Here is a 16447-nt window from a genome sequence, read left to right as displayed (position 1 = left end):
TTTTATTTTTTTTAACATTGAGCGCGTCTTTGAGGCGGTTAACCTTTCGAGCTTTGTGTATGTTTATACGCCGTTGATGTCTTGCCTGACTCTTTTTTTGTCAAGAGTGATGAAAACGTTTCAACGTTATGGTTTTTGTTTATTCTCTTTTGCCGGTTATTTGGTATTAAAGCCGCTATTGGGATATGAAGTGTTCGGTGAATCCCTACCCCTGACGGGTACGGAAATACTTTCATTGGTTTTCACCTGTCAACTGTCGCAAAAAATAAGCGCTAATTTTAATGAATTTGAAGAGACCATCGAAAATTTGACATTTCAACAGATCGGAATGAGTCCGAAATTATATGACTCCGAAGATACTGAAGATATGTATAGAGAAGTCAAACGGTGCAGGCGATTTCAACACCCGCTTTCACTAATTAAGGTGCGCCCCAAGGTTGACCCCGGACAATATCAACCGACTGAATTACTTAAAGAAATGCAAAGAGCATTTGTTGATCGATATGCACAGGCCAAGGTTGCAAAACTGTTTTCGGACGAGTTGAGAGATACCGACTTGATCGTTATCAAAAACAATGAATTGATTGTCCTGTTACCAGAAACAAGTGAAAAAGATGCATATGCAGTACTCGATTCATTAACCAAAAAGGCACACGTCAATTTAAAAATCAATTTGGATTTCGGCCTCTCCAGTTTTCCGGACCATTCTGTTACCCTGAATGGTCTGCTTGATCTGGCAAGCGCAGACCTCGAAAAAAAAATGCCTGAGACCAATAGCGAACTCTTTTTTCAAAGCTAAAATACAACAGATATGAATACTAAAATGATCAAAAAGGGCAGGATTTTAATTGTTATTGCCGATACCTCACAACAGGAATGGATAGAAAAAACGGTTAACGCTGAGGGATACACGACCAGAAGTGTATCCAATGCGTCTGAAGCCCTTGAAGTCATTTCAGAGTGGGTTCCCAATATTATTCTGATTGATGTCGACATACCTGAAATGGATGGCTTTAAAACAGTGAGTACGATAAGACACTTTGATCGTTTTCTCTACCTTCCCATTTTGTTAATGCCTTCCCGCGCAACAATGGAAGATAAAAGAAAAGGGGTTGAAGCGGGTGCTGATGATATTGTCATTAAACCATTTAGTCAGGAAGAGCTTCTTTTGCGTATCAGCATTCATCTTCGAAGATACCGCCATAGCTCTGACGCTGAACGATATATCCCCAAGCGTACCATCAAGGTCCCCATAATGCTTCCGCACTATAAAAGTGGTATTTTCAGGCGTTGGTTTCAAATAACAAAGCGAGTTTTTGACTTCTTTTTTGCTCTGGTTCAACTTCCCTTTGCACTTCCGGTGATGATCGGCATTGTCATCGCGATACGGATTGATTCGCCGGGTCCGGTCATGTTTTTTCAAGAACGAACCGGATTAAACGGAAAACGATTCAAGATGTTAAAATTCCGCACGATGCTGGAGAACGCAGACGAGTTGAAATTGAAATATGAACACCTGAATGAATTGACTTGGCCGGATTTTAAAATCACCAATGATCCTCGAATGACAAAAGTGGGTCGAATGCTCAGGAAAACAAGCCTTGATGAACTTCCACAGCTCATCAATATTCTCATTGGGGATATGAGTTTCGTCGGGCCTCGTCCAACCTCGTTTAAAGCAGAAACGTATAAACTCTGGCAAACCGAAAGACTTGAAGTGCGCCCGGGGCTTACAGGGTTATGGCAAGTCAGTGGACGCAGTGATGTCGATTTTATTGAACGTGCTGAGATGGATATCGATTACATTGAACGCCAAAGCTGGCGTTTGGATCTGAAAGTGATGTGGCAGACACTGTCTGCCGTTTTCCATGGCAAAGGCGCATATTGAAATTTTGGGCTTGGTCATAACATCGGCCACAGCGTAGGTTGGGTTGAACGAAATGAAACCCAACAACTTATCGGCGTTGGGTTTCGTTCCTCAACCCAACCTACCGGAAATCCGTATGGCCTAAAATATGACCAAGGCCGAAATCTTTTATACCGGCCTTAAATGCGGTTATACAGAAACTGGGGAATGTATCTTTTTCTTTTATTCAAAATTACCCCGACCACCGGTACATCGGCGTTTTCCAATCGATCAATAACGGATTTGACAATATTCCATTTGCTCAGTTCCGCCTGGACGACAACGGCAACTGTATCGAAATTACCGGCAACCATGATGGAATCTGAAGATCCGATCAAGGAATTCCCATCAAATACAACATAGTCAAACTGATCGAGAAGATGCTGGTTCATGTTTTGAATTTGATTGTCTTTGATAAGATTGGGGCGCCCGGAAGAGTGGTGCCCGAAAGGGATTACATGTAAATTTTTATATCGTGTTTCTCGGGCGACATCATTGATGGTTTCAGGGTCTTTAAGAAGGTCAATCAAACCGGGGGACGAATTGATCTTGAATAGTTTATGCAGGCCGGGAGACCGAGGGTTGCCATCTATAAGCAACACGTTAGAACCCTGGTTGATGGTTAACGCAAATGCCATACTAACGGCACTGATCGTCTTTCCCTCTCCATTAAAACAGCTGGATACATAAATTGTTCTGTAATCCTCTTTATTTGGACGATTACAAAATAGATTACTTTCGACCATAGACAAGTCGCCCAAGTTTGAAAACAGTCTGTCCTCATCTTTTTGTGACAAACTTGGTAATGATGCGTCGTCTATCAAAAAATTTTTACGAGATATTTCTAAATTTTCTTTTCGCCTGATTTTCCGCATCACAAAAAAGATAGACGCAGATAAGACAAAGATTCCCAACACAGCACTTATTTTTGGATCTAAAGACAACAGACTGTTGATAATTTCCATCAATACATTCCTTTATTTCATGTCGTTTGAAAGGACGGTTGGTTTGAAATACATAAAGATGGATTTATTTGCAAGCTATTGGTTTTGGGTTCCTGCCTGAATTCTCGAATAAGAGAATTTGATTTTTATCTGGTGCTCGGGTAATATGCCAAAAATAAAGATTATATGTTAAATAACGGATGGTACAAAATCATGGCAATTCCAATGCCGTTGGGATACACGAATGCAAAAAAAATCTATTTCGGTTGTTTATCTATTGATCATCATAATACTTTGCAGTTGTTCTACTGGAAGACATAAACCACTAGATCATGAAGTTGGGTTGGACAGCAGCACCTTTTCTTTTGATGCGGACACGTATCCCACGTCTGATAACCTGTTCCCCCATTATCAAATGGCACCTGGTGACATTATAGACGTTCTCTTTCAAATTCAGACCTGGCGTGAAAAGAATGAGTTCTTAATTGCCATTGACCATACATTAAGTGTTAAATTTGTTAATTCTCCGGAGCTCAATGAAACCCAGCGAATTCAGCCTGACGGTAAAATTTCTCTTCCCTATCTCGGCGAAGTCTATGTGGTGAACAAAACGGTTATAGCGCTTACCGAATACCTGACTCAGCGATACAGTAAAATTTTAAGAGACCCACTCATTTACGTAACGGTTCCGGAATTTCGGTCAAGAATCAAAGAGCTGAAAAAAGATCTCCATACCGCGCCAAGGGGGTTAAGTCGTCTTGTTATGGTCAGGCCGGATGGATATACGACGTTTCCCCTTCTCGGTGATATTTTTGTGGCACATAAAACATTTCCCGAAGTTAAAGAGACCCTCAATAAGCTGTATGACAGTGTCCTGCCCGGTCTGCATGTCGATCTCTTTTTAGAAAAGCATTCAGGATCCGTGATTTATATTATGGGAGAAGTCAACACGCCTGGTACTTACAACGTCATGAAACCAATTTCAATCATGCAGGCCTTGGCCATGGGGGGAGGGTTCAAGTCCAGCAGCAAGCTTGAAGAAGTTATTGTGTTCAGACGTTTAAAAAATAAACTGGTCGCCAATGCCGTCAATGTCCAGGATACCTTGTATCCGGATGATGCGTCGACTTTTTTCTATCTGAAACCGGATGATATTGTATTTGTTCCCAAGAATCAACGGTCTGCCCTGGCCGAGGCGCATCGGGAAATCGCCGACATTTTGTTCTTCAGAGGATGGAGTATCGGTCTTGACGGAACCATATATAAACCACCGATTTTAGGACCGGATGACTAATTATCACTTTGATTATCTGGCGCGCATAACTCTTTTGGGATAAAAAACACCAATGAAATTATACGAAGATTATCTATTTGAGTTGACCACTTTTCTTTTCATTAGAAAAAAAATGATCATTGCAATTACTCTTTTTATATCCCTTGCCGCGGTGTTGATTACCTATTTTATTCCACCGACGTATGCGATTGTAAGCCATATTCTGGTAAGGGGTAAACGTGTGGAAAAAAATCTGGATTCCCTTGAGTCAACGCCGTCAAAAGTATCTGAACTCAACAAAGAAGATCTTAACTCTGAAATCGAACTGCTCACCGCCCACGACGTTATCAGAAATACTGTGGATCACCTGGTAGCCAATGAAGCGGTATTCCGTGAGATGAATCTTGATGAGAACGGCAAATTTCAAATGGTGAAAAATATCAAAGGAAATCTCGAATCGGAAATTATACCGAACTCCAATGTCATTCATATCATATTAAAAACGAAATCACCCCATCAAGGACGGATCATCCTTGAAAATCATCTTGAACAGTATCTGGCCTATCGATCTCAAATATACACCCCCAGCCAGGCAGATCCATTTTTTAATGATCAAGTAAATGTATACAAAAAAAAGATCCTCACTTTAGAGCGCGAACTGAACAATTTGGTTTCAAAATATGAAACCCCCGATCCTTTTCAGGAAATCGAAAACAACCTCATGATCAAACAGGATCTCGTCCAGCACCTTAACCAGGATAAGTCTAAGCTGATCCAGAAACAACGGGAAGTGAGCAATCTGAAAGCGGCCCTGGAGAATAAGAATATCCAGTTTTTTACTTTTATTGACAACCTCTCCATCACCAGCTTTGCAGACAAACTCCAGGGCTTGGTGATTGAAAAAGGAGAACTGTTAAGAAAATTTCATCCCGAAAGTACCAAAGTCTTTCGTATTGAGGAACAGATTCAAAATACCTACGCTGTCCTCAAGGCGGAAGTAACGACGTATCTTTCTGAACAGGAAAATCAAGCCCTGATCCTTAAAGAAAAAGTGGCTTCCATGGCGTCCAGAGTGGCACAAATCGATGCCAGGAATATTGATCTGCATATCATATCCATGTCATATCAACGGGTCAAAAATGAGCTGGACTTGATGCACAGTTCTTATAAGACCCTCATGAGGCGGTGGGAAGAGACCATAATTCAAAGAGCATCCGATACCAACGCCCTTTCCCTTGTAAGTATTTCAAGCAAACCTTTTTTTTCAGGAACCCCTGTCTTTCCAAATAAAAGAACCCTGATTCCTGTCGGTATCATGGTTGGTCTTATCACCGGCGTTTCCCTCAGCTTTTTATTTGAGTATTTTGATCAGAGAATCAAGCGTCCGGAAGATATCCACCAGTTTCTGGGTAAACCCACGCTATTTTCCATCCTGAAAAATTAAAGTGATCCGGGAGGGAATTGCCCATGCCGAATGCCACCCTTCATAGAGAGATCAACCCGATACTGAACCTTACTTGTATTCTGGTAACACTGATCACCGTCGTCATTCTGGCCACGCCTTATTTTTTTCTGGCGCCTGCTCCGGCCCTCATGGTTTTAGGTTTTTTATGGCTCTCCAGATGGCCGGCGTCGGGATACTATTTCATTATCTTTCTCATTCCTTTTGGGGCTTATCGAGGGTATAAATTCATTCAGGTTCCCTGGCTGATTGCCCTCGGGCTTTTGATTGTGGTCATTCTTCGATATCTTCCTAAAAAAAGACATCCTCAGGGGGGGCAGTTTTCCATGTTAGCGTGGCTGATCATTTTTTTCATCCTCAATACCCTCTCGACTATACTATCCCCTTACCCGTCCACCGCAATTAGAAATTTAATTTTGTTTGCCATTGGCTTTTTATTTGTTTTATTGGGTCTGGTATTCATTTCAAAAAAAGGAATGCGGATAACCCTGCCGGCGATTTTGATATCCAGCATCTCTTTATGCAGCTTTCTTGCAATCGTGGGATACTTTTTCAACATCCCTTTGTTTGCTGAAAAAGTGACTTCCGGGGCATTCAAGCGAGGGCTTGGCGGCACCACAGATCCAAATAATCTGGCATTGATGATCATCGTCGGTTTTCCGTTTCTGGTCTATTATCTGTTTTATGCCGATCGGTTTTGGGTGCGCGCTCTTTTTTTTGTTTTGATCGGGATCAATGGATTGGGACTTGTCACCACGTTTTCCAGAAGTGGTGCGCTTGTTTTACTGCTGGTTTACGGCATTCTATTTGTGGCGCATTTTAAAAAGCTAACGCCGAAACTGATGGGAATTTTCATCGGGGCTGTTGGCATCAGTCTGATTTTATTCTATTTTACGATTCCGGAAGGGTATGTGGAACGCCAATTGAGTGTGTTGCAAGCAACGGATAAATCCATGGGACGTCGCACCAGTTACCTTTATGTGGCGTGGGATACCATCAAGAAAAATCCTCTTCTGGGAACCGGTCCCGGCACCTTTCCCGATATTTATGCCAGAACCGATTATGCTGAAAAGTACACCTCCGTCAATAAATCCCCCCGACGCTTTGCACACAACTCATATCTTGAAATTGCTGTTGGCAGTGGTCTTCTGGGATTGGCGGCTTTTTTGTTTGTCATCGGATCGGCCATGGTCAACTTTATCAAGGCGCAAGCACAATATTTAAGGGCGGGAGAGTTAAAAACCGCTGCATTGGTCAAAACATTCAGGATTTCATTTACCGGGCTTTGCCTCTATCTGCTGGTCTTCAGCGAACCGCTTCACAAACACTTTCTGGTTTTACTGGTTCTGTCCGAAGTCGTTCGCCGGTATGCTCCGGGAAAGGTTAACGTTACGCCATGATCAATTTAGACATGATCTATCATCTTTGGTTCATATGCTTCATGTTATCGAGCATCGGCCTTTTGCTGTTTTTCAGTTACCCTTTAATACTTTTTATTCTCTCCCGCTGTTACCGGCTCAAACAAACAGCGCCTCCATCCTTTGACCGAATACGTTCTGATACGCCGCATATCAGTTTGATTGTGGTGGTGAGAAATGGCGAAAAATTAATTGAAGAAAAAATCAAAAACAGCTTGGCCTTGGACTATCCATCTGAAAAACTGGAGCTGATTTTTTTTTCTGACGGATCCACCGACCGGACCGAATCCATTATCCAAAAATACCGGGAAAAAGGTATTCGGCTGATGAGTTCCGGCACCCACAAAGGAAAAATTCATGCCATGAACTTGGCGGTACCGGAGGCCATTGGTGCCATCATCGTTTTTTCCGATGTGGATGCCATCCTTGAAAAAAGGGCGCTCCGGCATCTTGTTCGCCATTTTGACCATGAAACCATTGGCGGCGTCTGCGGACAACGGCTGATATTAAAAGAGTCTACGGGCCTTAAGGATGCCCAAAGCCGCTACATTCATATTGACAGCCTGATCAAACACCTGGAAAGCCGACTTGGCAGCATCACCTCCAATGATGGAAAACTCTATGCCATCCGAAAATCGTTGTTCATGCCCATTCAAGAGGGGGTAACCGATGACCTGTCCGTGGCATTGGGCGTGAAACGCCATGGAAAACGCTTTATTTTCGATAATACCGCCCAGGCCGCGATCCGCTTGCCCTCCCGAAATCCAGCCCATGAAGTAACACGAAGACGCCGAATTGTCTCCGGCAGCCTCAGATGCATGATGTCCCATCGAGCGGTCTTCAACCCGTTGAAACACGGCGCTTTTGCCTTTGGGCTCTTCATCAACAAAGTGCTGCGTCGATTCATGCCCTTTTTCCTTATCCTGATCTGGATGTCAAGTCTCTTTCTCGCTCATGTCAGTCAATGGTTTTATCTATTGTTTATTCTCCAAAGCGGGGCATATCTGATCAGTTTATCTCATCTGTTCATCTCACGAATGCCGGCAAAGTGGAGGGGCTTCCCCGGTATGGGGGTGCTGTCTAAGCTGATTTCGATGGGGTTCTATTTTTGCATCGGAAATATCGGCACCCTTCTTGGCGTAATGGATTTTTTCATGGGCAGAACAGTAACGCGTTGGGAGCCGGTCAAGGAAGATGTCACTGCGTTAACTCATGGAACTGACGGTTCATTTGATCAAATACCCAAAACCCCCAAGGTGCTTGTGGTTGATCTTTCTACCCGGTTCGGTGGTGCCAGTGCCCGGGTAATCGCCCTGATGAAAGCGTTTCCAAAGCATCAGATCGCACTTGCGGGGCTTATCCAGAGCCCTGTCACCCGCCAGGCCCAGGCCGCCGGAATTCCGGTTTTTACGATAGGAAGGTCTAAAATCGACCCCATGATCTTTTTTTCTTTGGTTCGGCATATCAGAAAAGAGCAAATTCTTATTTTGGACACCCAGAACATTCAGTCTAAAATCTGGAGCACGCTGGTCACGATGGTCACACCTGCTGCGCTTGTCTCCACCCTGAACTCATGGTATGCAGCGGAACACGGCAACTCACTCAAGGGTAAAACTTATCAGCTGCTTGAACGCCTGACAGCCGGGAGAACAGCACACTACATTGCGGTATCTGAAGATATCTGCAATAAGCTGAAATCCATTGGGGTAAGGCCGGGGCGTATTGCTCATATCCCCAATGCCGTTTCTGTGGAAAGAGATGGTGACATATCATACAGCCCAAACGAATTAAAAAATGAGTTTAATTTGCCGGAAGATGCATTTGTCTGCTGTGCCGTAGGGCGGCTGGTGGAAGCAAAGGGTTTTGATCATCTGATTGATGCGTTTGCCGGCATCGAAAATCCGCGCATCTGTTGTATCATCATTGGAGATGGTCATCTTTATCCACTGTTGGCTGCAAAAGTCCGTGACCGCCGGCTTGAAAAACGGGTCATCCTTGCAGGGCACATGGATCGCCCTGACGTGTTGAATCGTGTTGCGGCATCGGATCTTTTCCTCATGCCTTCCATTTCAGAAGGTACCCCTTTGGCACTCCTTGAAGCGGCGGCATTGGCGCGTCCCATAATCGCGTCACGGGTGGGGGGAATTCCTGAAATGCTCTCCCACAATACCCATGCCACGCTGATCCCGGCAGGTGATTCAGAGGCGCTTCACAACGCCATTATGGATCTTTTCAACCACCCGGAAAAGGCCCGCGATCTTGCCGCGAAAGCCCATGCCCATGTTGCAGGCTCTTTTAGCATGAAAGAACAGGTTCGGCTGACCCGACAAGCCTACCAACGGGCGATGGTATAAAAAAGTTTTGAATTGTCAGGCAGGAACCTAATTAACCGGGAAACATGTTGTCTTCAATTTCCACAGCCACGGCGCTTGTGCCAAGCAGTGCCGCAAATCGACCCAGGGTGATGGGCAGTACGGTTTGGGCATAAAACTCAAGACTTTTGATAACGCCCTGGTAGAAGGGGATGTCTTTCTTTTTGGCTGTTTCAAGTTTTTGGGCAGCGGTCACGGCGCGCCACAGCAGCATCCATGCAAAAACGGTGTCACCGACGGCATCCAGGAAGGGGTGGGCATTGGCAAAGGCGGCAAGCATTTTGGGCCCCATGGCGGTGGTGCCCATGTGAATGGCCACGTCACCTAATTTGTTTACCACCTCTTCGACCTTGGTCGCTGCTTTTTCGAGTGCCGGCATATTTTTGGCCCGGGTAATGGTTATCTGCATTTCACCGAACAGATCCATGACGGGCTTGCCGTTGTTCATACCGAGTTTCCGGCCTAAAAGATCCATGGCTTGAATGCCGTTGGTACCTTCATAGATCAGGGTGATTCTGACATCACGCAGCAGCTGGGCCATGGGGTAATCTTCGATGAATCCGTAACCGCCAAAGACCTGCATGCCCTGAGAGCAGACCTCAAAAGCCCGGTCTGTGATATACCCCTTGGCAATAGGGGTTAGGATGTCAATAAAGCCCTGGTATTTGGCCTTTTCTTCGTCGGTTGCCGCATATTTGGACATATCCATGCAGTAATGAACATAGTAAATCAAAGTACGCATGGCTTCCACATTGGATTTCATTACCATGAGCTGGCGCCGCACATCCGGATGACGGATAATGGGAACCGCCGGGGCGTCAGGGTTCCGGATTTCCATCAAGTCCCGGCCCTGGATACGGTTTCTGGCATAATCCAATGCATACATATAGGCAGCGCCGGCACAGGCAAATCCCTGGACCCCTGCAAGCAGCCGGGCTAGATTCATCATCAGGAACATGGCTTTCATGCCTTTGTTTTCTTCGCCTAAAAGGGTGCCCACACAGTTGCCTTTGGCACCCAGGGATAAGGTGCAGGTGGCGTTGCCGTGAATACCCATTTTATGCTCAATGCCGGTGCAGATGACATCGTTGAATTCGCCTAAAGATCCGTCTTTTTTAACTCTGTATTTGGGAACCAGGAATAATGAGATGCCTTTGGTGCCGGCAGGGGCGCCCTCAATACGGGCCAACACAGGATGGATGATATTTTCTGTCAGATCTTGTTCGCCGCCGGAGATAAAAATTTTTTCACCCACAATGTTGTAGGTGCCGTCGCCGTTAGGGACGGCTTTGGTGATCAGGGCACCGACATCGGAACCTGCGCCCGGTTCAGTGAGCAGCATGGTGCCGGCCCATTTGCCGGTGTACATATTTTTAAGATAAGTGTTTTTCTGTTCCTGGGTACCAAAATGTTCAAGAAGATGACCTGCACCCCGGGTGGCGCTGCAGTACATCATGAAGGGGTAGTTGGCCCCGTTGAAATATTCGGCTATTGCCGCGGCAACGGTGAAAGGCATGCCCTGGCCGCCCCATTGGGGATCTTCGGTAGGGGCCAGCCATTCCCCTTCATTGAACAGATCAAATACGCGCTTGAAAGACGGCGGTGTGGTGACCTTGCCGTTTTCAAATGTGCAGCCGAATTCGTCCCCTTCTTTGCTTATGGGCAGCAGCGCTTTGATGGCTATATTTTTTGCCTCTTTAATAATCATATCAATGGTTTTTTTGTTAAAGTCGGCATAATTGTCGTTCAGTTCCGCCAGGGTCTGCGCCTGAAGGATTTCATGAATGACAAATTCAATGTCCCGCTGGTCGGAAATTACCTGTGTCATGTGTCCTCGTCGCTATGAAAATTTTTAATGAACAAATGAAGTGTTTTGTTTTATTTTTGGGGGACTATGGTACTCCAAAATGAATTATCATTCATTGCATTAATTCTATCTTTTCGTCAAGATATTTTTACAAACCACGGCAATGCTGATATAACGCATCCCCATGGAACAGATACTGATTTCAGCTTGTCTTCTAGGACAGCCGGTGCGCTATGACGGCATGTCCTGTCCCATTGAATGCACACGCATTGACCAATGGCAAGCCAGAGGGCTGCTGGTTCCGGTCTGTCCGGAAATGGCCGGTGGCCTTCCTGTGCCCCGACCGCCGGCCGAGATCACCCCAGGCGGCGGCCCGGGGGTGTGGGCGGGAACGGCCCGGGTGATGACTCGGCAGGCTGATGTTACGCAGTTTTTTATCAAAGGCGCGCAGGCCGCGTTGGAAAAGGCGGTTGCCTGTGGTATTAAAACGGCCCTTTTGAAACAGAAAAGTCCGTCCTGCGGCAGTTGCCGGATCTATGACGGCAGTTTCAGCGGCTCTCTTGTGGACGGCATGGGGGTGACAACCGCGCTTTTAAGGCAGAACGGTATTATGGTATTGGGTGAGGACCAGATAGACCAATTGCTGTTCAAGCAGATATGATATTAATACGTTGGGCCAAGGCCCACAAAAAATAAAGAAACCGGGGCAGCCCGGTGGAGAATAAATTATGCCGGACATCATCGTCGATTCCTGGGGCATGCTTCAGGAGGAATTGTTTAAAGGTGCCTGGAATGATGCCATCCAAAGGTATCGGCCGCCTTTTGTTTACCGGGGTCTGTCTGATGCCTCCTACCGGCTTGAAACCTCTTTGATGCGCCTGGGCGGACCGTTCTGGACCCTTGAAAAGCATCTGCTGCGTAATTTTCGAAAATATTCCAGGGCCCAGGGACGCGAAGATTCTGATTCCTTCTGGCACCTTCTGGCTGTGGCCCAGCACCACGGACTGCCCACCCGCCTCATGGACTGGACCTATTCACCCTACATTGCCCTTCATTTTGCCCTGGCCAATCTTGAGCGGTTTGACCTGGACGGGGTGATCTGGCGGATAAATTATAAAGAGGTCCATGACCTGCTGCCGTCAGAGCTTAAAGGACAACTGGCTGCAGAAGGCGCCCAGGCGTTTACCGTGGAGCTGCTCACCAGTATCGGCCAGGAAAGATCGGACGGTCACACCGGTGAAACCACTTTTCATCAATATGTTGAAACGTTAACCCAGTTTGATGCTTTAGGCCGGTTCGAGGAGTTCCTGCTTTTTTTTGAACCGCCATCCATTGACGAGCGTATCGTGAACCAGTATGCGTTGTTTTCAGTCATGCCCAATCCCCGCCGTGTCATTGATGACTGGCTGAACCTGCATGCCGATCTTTTCCAGCGCATTATTATTCCGGCGAAACTTAAATGGGAATGCCGGGATAAACTGGATCTGTGCAATATTACGGAGCGTGTGCTGTTTCCCGGCCTGGACGGACTGGGGAGCTGGCTGAAACGCCATTACAGTCCTAAAACCTGATTAATTGTAATCGCCATTAAACCGGGTCCAGGCAAAGCACCCGGATCTTATTCCCTGCGGCCTGCCATTTGAGATCAAAGTCAAACAGTCGAATACCGTATACACGGTCTTTATTCAACCCATCCGTCCGGGTCTCTTCTTTTATGCTGGAAAAACGGGCATTGCTGTAAGCGGGCCGGGGATCATTTTCCAGCACCTGGGTAATAATGGAGAACAGATTGGGGATAGCCTTTTCCCTTTCTTGGATCTGGGTTGCTGCCGTGTCTGAAAAACTGACCTGGCAAGTCTTGTTGTCCGGTGCCGGTGCAAAACCGTCCCGGGCCGTGTCCAGCCGGTCGGAATAGGGCAGATAGGGTTTGATGTCCAGAACAGGGGTCTGGTCCAGGATATCCACGCCGGTCAGGTGAAGCACCGGCCCTTTGGGCGTCGATTCAATGGCTTCAAGCCGGATACAGGACATACCGATGGGGTTGGGCCGGAAAGGGGAGCGAGAAGCAAATACGCCCACTTTTTTATTGCCCCCAAGGCGTGGCGGACGTACCATGGCAGACCATTTCCCACCCTTTTTCACCGCTTTGTGGAAAATAAAAATCAGCCAGATATGGGAAAATTGTTCAAGTCCTCTTACGGCCTCGGGCCTTGCAAATTCAGGGAAAAAATCCAGCCTCCCCGGTGCCTCGACCGCAAGGTTGGGTTGCCGGGGAATGCCGAATTTTTCCTTGAAACAGGTATGGAGTACCCCGATGGGGTCTAAATGGACTGCCACAGGGTTTCCAGTTCGTTGATCCGTGATTCAAAATGGGATGCCGCCGCTTCCCGCCTGACACTGAGGTCGAATTCAATGCAGGCCAAAAGCGCATCAGGCCCCTGGGCAAGGGTGCCCTTGAAATCGTCATAAATGGGCAATTTTCCGGTATTCATTTTCGTTGCGGATAATGTGTTCCCAGTAATTTCGTTGCCATAATCTTTGATTAAATCTTTGCCATCCATTTTGACGTAAACGTAGGGGCAGGATCCATTTCCGCCCCTTGATCAGGACCGGATCTGTCCATTCCCCCAGGCCACAAATTTTGTGGTGGTCAGTTCTTTTATGCCCATGGGGCCGTAAGCATGCAGTTTTGAGGTGGATATGCCCATCTCAGCGCCCAGGCCCAGCTCGCCCCCGTCATTGAACCGGGTGGATGCATTGACAATGACAAGAGAGGCGTCCACTTCCCGGATAAAACGTCGAGACCGATTCAGATCCGTTGTGATGATCGCTTCGGTGTGATTGGAGCCGTAGGCCGCGATATGGGCCATGGCATCATCCATGTCCTTAACCACTTTGACGGCCAGGGTTAAATTCAGGTATTCCATGGGCCAGTCCGCTTCGGTGGCGGGGACTGCATCGGGCAGTATTTCGCAGGTTTTCGGGCACCCCTTAAGGGTGACACCGGCATCGGCCAGTGCCGTGTGGGCCATGGGCAGAAATTGTTGCGCCACACCTTCATGAACCAGCAGGGTTTCCAGGGCATTGCATACCCCGGGCCGCTGGGCCTTGGCATTGAGAACGATACTGACGCCCATATCCAGGTCTGCAGGATCATCCACATAGGCGTGGCACACCCCTTTGTAATGTTTGAGTACAGGGATGCTGGAGGCTGCCACCACATGGCGGATCAAGCCTTCACCGCCCCGGGGGATAATCAGGTCGATATATTCTTCCTGTTTGAGCATCATATCCACGGCAGCCCGGTCCGACGTGGGGATCACCTGGACGGCACCGGCCGGCAGACCTTCTGTGGCAATACCTTGTTCAATAGACCGGGCCAGGGCCTGGTTGGAGTAAATGGCTTCGGAGCCGCCCCGCAGGATTACGGCGTTACCGGCTTTCAGGCACAGGCCTGCCGCATCTACGGTGACGTTGGGCCTTGATTCGTAGATAATACCGATAACCCCCAACGGAATGCGCATTCTGGCCATTTCAATACCGTTGGGCCGGATGGATGAATCCGATAAGGTACCCACGGGATCTTCCAGGCCTGCCACATATTTCAGACCGTTAACCATACCGTCCAATACCTTATCCGTAATGGTCAGCCGGTCGATCATGGCATCGGACAATCCGTTTTCCCGGGCCGCTGCCACATCTTTTTCATTTTCCGCCTGGATCTCCTCTTTATCCTTTTCCAACTGCCGGGCAATGGTAAAAAGTGCTCTGTTTTTCTGTTCGGCAGGCAGGGCTGCCATAATCCGGGCTGCCGCCCTGGCCTGTTTGGCAATTTCAATGATCTGATTTTCCAAAGACATAGAATGGTTCTCCTTAAAAACTTGATGATCGAATTTTATAGTCGGGCATCATCCGGGTAAGCGGTGATCATCAGATTATCCCGGTGAATCACCTCGTCATAGGATCTGAAACCTAAACGCTTCTTGATCTGGCTGGTCTTGCAGCCCATGATTTTCAATATATCCGAGGCATTGTAATTGACCAGGCCCATGCCCAGGACCACTTTATCCTCTGTGATGAATTCCACGGGATCGCCTACTTCAAAATAGTCTTCCACCCGGGTAATGCCTGATGGTAAAAGGCTTTTCCCCTTTTCCACCACGGCTTTCTGGGCCCCCCTGTCTATGGTAATTCTTCCCTTGGCCTGCAGGGTCAGGCCAATCCAGTTTTTCCTGGATGGGGGTTTTTGTTCATTGGGAACAAAATAGGTGCCGGTATAATTGTTATCCATTATTTTGACCAGGATATCCGGTTCCAGGCCGCAGGCAATGATCATGGGGATGCCTGCCGACGTCAGCTTTTTGGCCGCGCTTATTTTGGTGCCCATGCCCCCTGTACCCAAAGGCCCGGCGATCTCTCCGGCCATGGCCTCAATCTCGCTGCCCATGGCTGTCACCTCTCTGAGGAGCTGTGCATCATCATGTCTCCGCGGATCTTTATTATACAGACCGCCGATATCGGTAAGATTGATCATCAGGTCCGCGTCTAACAGCATGGTGATCATGGCGCCCAGGTTATCATTGTCTCCGAATTGCAGCGATTTTACCGCCACAGTGTCATTTTCATTAATAATGGGCAGTACCTGCCACTCCAGAAGCGTGTTCAGGGTGTTTCTGGCATTCAGATACCGGCCCCGGTCACACAGGTCGCCTCTGGTCAGAAGAATCTGGGCCACTTTCCGACCGCAGTGTTCCATGGCTTTTTCCCATTCACGGATTAGATCCGCCTGGCCGATGGCGGAAACCGCCTGACGTTTAGGCGTCTCAGACGGCCTTTTTTTCAGACCGATTTTTTTAACGCCCGCAGCCATGGCGCCGGAAGAGACAAGAATCACTTCCATACCCCGGTCATGGAGTACACAGATCTGCCTTGCGATGCTGTTGATGACGTCAATATTGAGGCTGTTTTTCCGGGTCAGCACCCCTGAGCCCACTTTGACCACGATACGTTTGAATGTGGACAGGGCTAAAAATTGCTGGTCGGTGTTCATAAGTATGTTCCAAATTTTTAAAAAGGCGGCAACAGGCCGCGCAGCTAATAGTCGTCTCTATAGAACCCAAATAATGGGCCAAAAATTAAACCATAGCGCAGATGATTGCAAGGCATGATTTTTAGACAGGTGCTTAGGACCAGGCTGTTGGCAATTCTAAATTTATTCTCTCACAAAGCCTCAAAGACACAAAGAGGCACAAAGTCGAATAAAAA

General features: G+C 47.3%; 14 protein-coding genes. 8 read left to right on the top strand and 6 right to left on the bottom strand.

Annotated elements, in window-relative coordinates; all coding sequences use genetic code 11:
* Positions 1-109 precede the first annotated feature (109 nt).
* Together HXW94_RS06875 and HXW94_RS06870 are read left to right on the top strand one after the other, a co-directional pair.
* Positions 110-799 (top strand): nucleotidyl cyclase domain-containing protein, encoded by a 690-nt coding sequence (locus HXW94_RS06875; protein ID WP_178366159.1) that lies wholly within the window; start codon positions 110-112, stop codon positions 797-799.
* A gap of 24 nt (positions 800-823) precedes the next feature.
* On the top strand, positions 824-1888 hold the full coding sequence (locus HXW94_RS06870) for a sugar transferase (protein WP_218576604.1): 1065 nt from the start codon (positions 824-826) through the stop codon (positions 1886-1888).
* A gap of 158 nt (positions 1889-2046) precedes the next feature.
* Here the strand turns inward: HXW94_RS06870 and HXW94_RS06865 are convergent, their stop codons facing one another.
* Positions 2047-2871, bottom strand: a complete 825-nt coding sequence (locus tag HXW94_RS06865) for a CpsD/CapB family tyrosine-protein kinase (protein WP_178366157.1) — start codon at positions 2869-2871, stop codon at positions 2047-2049.
* 223 nt (positions 2872-3094) lie between these two features.
* On the opposite strand from HXW94_RS06865, the gene HXW94_RS06860 reads away from it, so the two are divergent.
* The 4 genes from HXW94_RS06860 to HXW94_RS06845 are packed head-to-tail and all read left to right on the top strand — an operon-like array spanning position 3095 to position 9357.
* Positions 3095-4144 carry a polysaccharide biosynthesis/export family protein gene (locus HXW94_RS06860; RefSeq protein ID WP_178366156.1) on the top strand — a complete coding sequence of 350 codons (1050 nt, stop codon included), beginning with the start codon at positions 3095-3097 and terminating at the stop codon, positions 4142-4144.
* Positions 4145-4196: 52 nt separating this feature from the next.
* The gene (locus HXW94_RS06855) at positions 4197-5567 is read left to right on the top strand and encodes a GumC family protein (RefSeq protein WP_178366155.1); all 1371 of its coding nucleotides are present in this window, start codon (positions 4197-4199) and stop codon (positions 5565-5567) included.
* 23 nt (positions 5568-5590) lie between these two features.
* Complete coding sequence (locus HXW94_RS06850; RefSeq protein WP_178366154.1) at positions 5591-6985, top strand: O-antigen ligase family protein; 1395 nt, start codon at positions 5591-5593, stop codon at positions 6983-6985.
* Positions 6982-9357 (top strand): glycosyltransferase, encoded by a 2376-nt coding sequence (locus tag HXW94_RS06845; protein ID WP_178366153.1) that lies wholly within the window; start codon positions 6982-6984, stop codon positions 9355-9357. Before HXW94_RS06850 ends, HXW94_RS06845 begins: the two co-directional genes overlap by 4 nt.
* Positions 9358-9388: 31 nt before the next feature.
* Here the strand turns inward: HXW94_RS06845 and HXW94_RS06840 are convergent, their stop codons facing one another.
* Positions 9389-11203, bottom strand: a complete 1815-nt coding sequence (locus HXW94_RS06840) for an acyl-CoA dehydrogenase (RefSeq protein ID WP_178366152.1) — start codon at positions 11201-11203, stop codon at positions 9389-9391.
* Between the two features lie 163 nt (positions 11204-11366).
* Between HXW94_RS06840 and HXW94_RS06835 the strand changes: the two genes are divergently transcribed.
* Together HXW94_RS06835 and HXW94_RS06830 are read left to right on the top strand one after the other, a co-directional pair.
* Complete coding sequence (locus tag HXW94_RS06835) at positions 11367-11843, top strand: 2-thiouracil desulfurase family protein (protein WP_178366151.1); 477 nt, start codon at positions 11367-11369, stop codon at positions 11841-11843.
* A gap of 67 nt (positions 11844-11910) precedes the next feature.
* Positions 11911-12753: an FRG domain-containing protein gene (locus tag HXW94_RS06830; RefSeq protein WP_178366150.1), complete on the top strand. Its 843-nt coding sequence runs from the start codon at positions 11911-11913 to the stop codon at positions 12751-12753.
* Positions 12754-12769: 16 nt separating this feature from the next.
* Here the strand turns inward: HXW94_RS06830 and tsaA are convergent, their stop codons facing one another.
* From tsaA to proB, 4 genes are all read right to left on the bottom strand, one after another.
* Positions 12770-13519 (bottom strand): tRNA (N6-threonylcarbamoyladenosine(37)-N6)-methyltransferase TrmO, encoded by a 750-nt coding sequence (gene tsaA, locus HXW94_RS20115; protein ID WP_178366149.1) that lies wholly within the window; start codon positions 13517-13519, stop codon positions 12770-12772.
* Positions 13504-13674 (bottom strand): hypothetical protein, encoded by a 171-nt coding sequence (locus HXW94_RS06820; RefSeq protein ID WP_218576603.1) that lies wholly within the window; start codon positions 13672-13674, stop codon positions 13504-13506. Before HXW94_RS06820 ends, tsaA begins: the two co-directional genes overlap by 16 nt.
* 111 nt (positions 13675-13785) lie before the next feature.
* Entirely contained in the window at positions 13786-15042 is a 1257-nt protein-coding gene (locus tag HXW94_RS06815) for a glutamate-5-semialdehyde dehydrogenase (protein ID WP_178366147.1), read from the bottom strand.
* Positions 15043-15077: 35 nt separating this feature from the next.
* Positions 15078-16232 (bottom strand): glutamate 5-kinase, encoded by a 1155-nt coding sequence (gene proB / locus HXW94_RS06810; protein ID WP_178366146.1) that lies wholly within the window; start codon positions 16230-16232, stop codon positions 15078-15080.
* Positions 16233-16447: the final 215 nt, after the last annotated feature.

This window comes from Desulfobacter latus (genome assembly GCF_013389365.1).
GTDB classification, from domain to species: Bacteria; Desulfobacterota; Desulfobacteria; order Desulfobacterales; family Desulfobacteraceae; genus Desulfobacter; species Desulfobacter latus.
Note: the sequence above shows the minus strand (reverse complement) of the source record. Positions and strands in the feature narration are given on the sequence as shown.

What these genes read in the sequence shown, in the direction of transcription:
- HXW94_RS06870 (WP_218576604.1), top strand. Translation starts at nt 824, where the DNA reads ATGATCAAAAAGGGCAGGATTTTAATTGTTATTGCCGATACCTCACAA.
- HXW94_RS06815 (WP_178366147.1), bottom strand. Translation starts at nt 15,042, where the DNA reads ATGTCTTTGGAAAATCAGATCATTGAAATTGCCAAACAGGCCAGGGCG.
- HXW94_RS06875 (WP_178366159.1), top strand. Translation starts at nt 110, where the DNA reads ATGAAAACGTTTCAACGTTATGGTTTTTGTTTATTCTCTTTTGCCGGT.
- HXW94_RS06845 (WP_178366153.1), top strand. Translation starts at nt 6,982, where the DNA reads ATGATCAATTTAGACATGATCTATCATCTTTGGTTCATATGCTTCATG.
- HXW94_RS06820 (WP_218576603.1), bottom strand. Translation starts at nt 13,674, where the DNA reads ATGAATACCGGAAAATTGCCCATTTATGACGATTTCAAGGGCACCCTT.
- HXW94_RS06840 (WP_178366152.1), bottom strand. Translation starts at nt 11,203, where the DNA reads ATGACACAGGTAATTTCCGACCAGCGGGACATTGAATTTGTCATTCAT.
- HXW94_RS06850 (WP_178366154.1), top strand. Translation starts at nt 5,591, where the DNA reads ATGCCGAATGCCACCCTTCATAGAGAGATCAACCCGATACTGAACCTT.
- HXW94_RS06865 (WP_178366157.1), bottom strand. Translation starts at nt 2,871, where the DNA reads ATGGAAATTATCAACAGTCTGTTGTCTTTAGATCCAAAAATAAGTGCT.
- HXW94_RS06830 (WP_178366150.1), top strand. Translation starts at nt 11,911, where the DNA reads ATGCCGGACATCATCGTCGATTCCTGGGGCATGCTTCAGGAGGAATTG.
- HXW94_RS06855 (WP_178366155.1), top strand. Translation starts at nt 4,197, where the DNA reads ATGAAATTATACGAAGATTATCTATTTGAGTTGACCACTTTTCTTTTC.
- HXW94_RS06860 (WP_178366156.1), top strand. Translation starts at nt 3,095, where the DNA reads ATGCAAAAAAAATCTATTTCGGTTGTTTATCTATTGATCATCATAATA.
- proB (WP_178366146.1), bottom strand. Translation starts at nt 16,232, where the DNA reads ATGAACACCGACCAGCAATTTTTAGCCCTGTCCACATTCAAACGTATC.
- HXW94_RS06835 (WP_178366151.1), top strand. Translation starts at nt 11,367, where the DNA reads ATGGAACAGATACTGATTTCAGCTTGTCTTCTAGGACAGCCGGTGCGC.